The sequence below is a fragment of the Clostridium sp. genome (assembly GCF_016650095.1).
GTDB lineage: Bacteria > Bacillota > Clostridia > Clostridiales > Clostridiaceae > Clostridium_AD.
Genome location: NZ_JAENWL010000372.1, coordinates 1 through 3707, shown reverse-complemented (window position 1 = coordinate 3707; position 3707 = coordinate 1). Strand labels below are relative to the sequence as shown.

Sequence of the window (3707 nt, the reverse complement as noted above, 5' to 3'; positions counted from 1 at the left end):
ATGACTTACCTTATATATTCGAGAGGTTATATAGAGGAGACAAAAGTAGACATGAAATAGAAGGCACGGGAATAGGACTAACTATTGTACGTAATATATTAAACCTTCATAAGGCAGTAATTGACGTTAAAAGTAAAGAGGGAAAGGGATGCGTTGTTACAGTGTATTTCAATAGGATTTTGTGATTATATCATAAATGATATAAAAATATGCTAATTTATGTAAGACTATGTTATAATAATTGGATAGTATTGTTAATTTATAAGTCATGTAAAAAGAGTACATAGTTCTTCTCTTTTGATATGGCTTTCAATTAATTTGAGATTTAGTCTGATGAAAATATGATAGTCAGATGGAGATATAAAGAATCAATAAGAAAATAATAATCAGTTAGTAATATTTATTTTTAATTTAAAATATAGAACAGGTTGGTGAGCGGTTTGATAAGAAAAAAGGTAGGTCGTAAAAGAATTTTTGTTATAGGTATATTATTTTCTTTAGTATTTATCGCTCTTATGAGTAGGTTGGGTTATTTAATGGTTTTTAATGGTACTGATTATAAACTGTTGGCATCACAGCAGTGGACAAAAACTATAGAAGTAGCTCCCAAGAGGGGTGCAATTCTGGACAGAAATGGTTTCGAGCTGGCACTAAGCATGAATGTTTATAGGGTAGATGCTGATTTAAGTGTATTAAAAACATATCTAGTTGATAAAAAAATACCTGCAGAGCAAGCAATTGACCAATTGTCAAGCATGCTAAATGTTGAAAACAAGGAAATAAAAAAGATATTAGATAGCAAAGATAGCAAAGGTAATCCACTTCAATTTGTATCATTGCAAAGAAAGGTCGGGAAGGAAGTTGTAGATTCTATTAAAGCTTTGAAATATAATGGAATAATAATTTCAAAAGATGTAGAGAGGTTGTACCCAAATGACAGTTTTTTATCCCATGTTATTGGACATGCTAATTTAGATGGAAATGGAGTAAATGGAGTGGAACTGAGTTACAATAGTGTATTAACAGGTATTCCTGGAATAAAAGTGGTTGAAATGGATAGGGCTAGTAATGAATTGCCGTACACGGAAGCAGTGACGGTTAAACCTATAGATGGAAAGAATTTAACATTAACTATAGATGAACGCATTCAGGAGTTAGCTGAAAGAGTAGCTAAAGAAACATTAACTGAAAATGGCGCTAAATCTGTAAGTATAACAATTATGAATCCAAATAATGGCGAGATTTTAGCCATGGCGAACTCGCCTAGCTATAATTTAAATAAGCCTTATGTACTAGGTAAAACAGATGAAGAAACACAAGAAATCTGGAAGAATAGAGCTATTAGTAATGTGTTTGAGCCAGGATCAATTTTTAAGGTTATAACAGCAGCGGCGGCACTTAAAAATAATGTAGTAACAGACAATGATCGCTTTATAAGTGATGGAAGCATCAAGGTTGGAAATAGGATATTGTATAATGATAATAAAGAGGATAATGGAGTTCAGACTTTGTCGGATATAATTAAAAATTCCGATAATGTTGGATTTATTCAGCTTGGCCAGAAGATTGGTAAGGATAATTTTTATAAATTTGCAAAAGAGGCTGGATTTGGGCAGAAAACGGGTATAGACTTGCCCGGTGAAAGTACTGGGTTAATGAAGGATTTAAAAACTTTTAAACCTATTGATCTTGCTACCATGTCATTTGGACAAGGGGTTGCAGTTACTCAAGTGCAGTATATTGCTGCCTTCAATGCAGTAGCTAATGGAGGTAAATGGATAAAGCCCCATGTTATGAAGGAAATATCTCATATGGTAGATGATAAAAAAGTTGTAGACAAACAGTTTAATAGTCTTGGTGAAAAGATTATAATGAGTAAAGAAAAAACAGCTCAATTAAGAACGTATTTGGAAAGGGTCGTTAAGGAAGGAACTGCAACTGCAACCTATATGGAGGGGTATCATATAGCTGGAAAAACAGGAACTGCAAATAAGGTCAATACTACCACAGGAGGTTACGATCCCGGTAAATATACATCCTCATTTGTGGGTATGGCTCCTGCGAGCAATCCAAAAGTAACATTAATAGTTAGTATAGAGGAACCAAACTCAGCAAAATATTATGCTGCTCAGACAGCGGTACCGGCAGCAAATAAGCTATTTTCGGAGTTGTTTACATTACTTAACATAGCTCCGGATAATGTGAGTGATACAAATACTCAAAAAACTGCAAAATAGACGAGCCTAGAATAGACGAGCCTAGAATAGGCTAGCCTATAATAGGCTAGTATACTGACTTGTTATTTTCTTGAATGTCCCTAATAAGGAGTACTACTTTGAAATTTAAAGTAGCACTCCTTATTATTTAATGAATAATTACGTTTAAAAACTATAGCAAGAAAACGTGAAGTTCCAGTCTTCATAGTATCTTCATATGATAATGTTAAAATAGAGCTATAGATAGTTATTATATAAAGTAAATTTAATGGAGGGTTATATGAAAAAATTTAAAAAGTGGTATGATAATTTTATTAAAGGCATGGAAAAAGCTAATGAAGAATCTTTTGGTGATAAAAAATTAGATTGCTGTGGATTAAACTCTAATAAAAGCAAAAAAACTGGGCAAACTAAAAAACAAAAATAAAACTCCAGTTCGGGGTTTTATTTTATTTACTTGAATGTACCTTAATAGAGTTTAGAAATATTGATAGCCATTTGAGGTGATGATCATTCACTTTGATGTTTTTTTTATTTTCAGCTATAAAAAGAATAATTTTAGAAATATTTATATATATTATATTCTAATCTCCAGAAAAAAGAGTAACAATTAAAGTAAGTGGATTTATTAAATTAAGGAGATTATATAATGAAAAATACTTCTTATCAATTTAGAAAGAAATTTATTCTAAAATTTAAGATTGTAAAAGTGATTATTTGCTTTATTGTAATGTTTGGCGTAATTATGTTATTTCCACATTTTTTTAGAAATACTTATATAGTAACAATTGCGAGTAAACGAATAATAAAACTTGATAATATTGATACGTATTTAATTTATACACAAATGGAAGATGGTAATATAAAGATATTTAAAAATACTAATAGTTTACTAGAGTTTAAAATTCATTCTGAAAATGTGTATTGGGGACTTATACTTAGTGCGAAATACGAAATTAAAGCATATGGCTGGAATATACCTTTATTATCAAGGTATCAAAATATTATAAAAGTTAAAGGGATAAAATAGTAGAAAAATGATTCTATTTATTTAAAAAAGTTATTGACAATTACTTTTATGAATAATATACTAGACAATAACAACTGAATACAACTTATCCAGAGTGGCAGAGGGACCGGCCCGATGATGCCCGACAACCAGCATTCTTAATCGAATGTAGTGGTGTCAATTCCTGCAGATTGTAAAATCTGAAAGATAAGGACGATAGCAAATTTACGATGCAATTTTATTGCTTATTAAAGTTACCATTGCTACTTTCCTTATAGGAGAGTAGCTTATTTTTATTCTCATTAAATAAAAAATATTGACATTATTGTAAAATAGTATAATGGATTTTATTTGTATTTTATTACACTTATTTAAAATAAAAAAAAAGGAGAATTTATTATGAGTGAGAGAAAATTAAGTTTTGAAACGTTACAGGTACATGCAGGACAGGTTCCAGACCCTACTACAGGAGCAAGAGCAGT

Annotated in this window: 4 protein-coding genes and 1 riboswitch; all 4 genes read left to right on the top strand. The window is 30.7% G+C overall.

Going from position 1 to position 3707, the window contains the following annotated elements:
- On the top strand, positions 1 to 185 hold a 185-nt coding region (locus JJE11_RS16470), incomplete at its 5' end, for an ATP-binding protein (protein ID WP_291637581.1).
- 255 nt (positions 186 to 440) lie between these two features.
- Positions 441 to 2237: a penicillin-binding protein 2 gene (locus tag JJE11_RS16465; protein ID WP_291637579.1), complete on the top strand. Its 1797-nt coding sequence runs from the start codon at positions 441 to 443 to the stop codon at positions 2235 to 2237.
- Between the two features lie 259 nt (positions 2238 to 2496).
- Positions 2497 to 2643: an LDCC motif putative metal-binding protein gene (locus tag JJE11_RS16460; RefSeq protein ID WP_291637577.1), complete on the top strand. Its 147-nt coding sequence runs from the start codon at positions 2497 to 2499 to the stop codon at positions 2641 to 2643.
- A 222-nt stretch (positions 2644 to 2865) separates the two neighbouring features.
- Positions 2866 to 3246: a DUF1523 family protein gene (locus tag JJE11_RS16455; protein ID WP_291637575.1), complete on the top strand. Its 381-nt coding sequence runs from the start codon at positions 2866 to 2868 to the stop codon at positions 3244 to 3246.
- A gap of 82 nt (positions 3247 to 3328) precedes the next feature.
- Positions 3329 to 3439: riboswitch (SAM riboswitch) on the top strand.
- Positions 3440 to 3707: the final 268 nt, after the last annotated feature.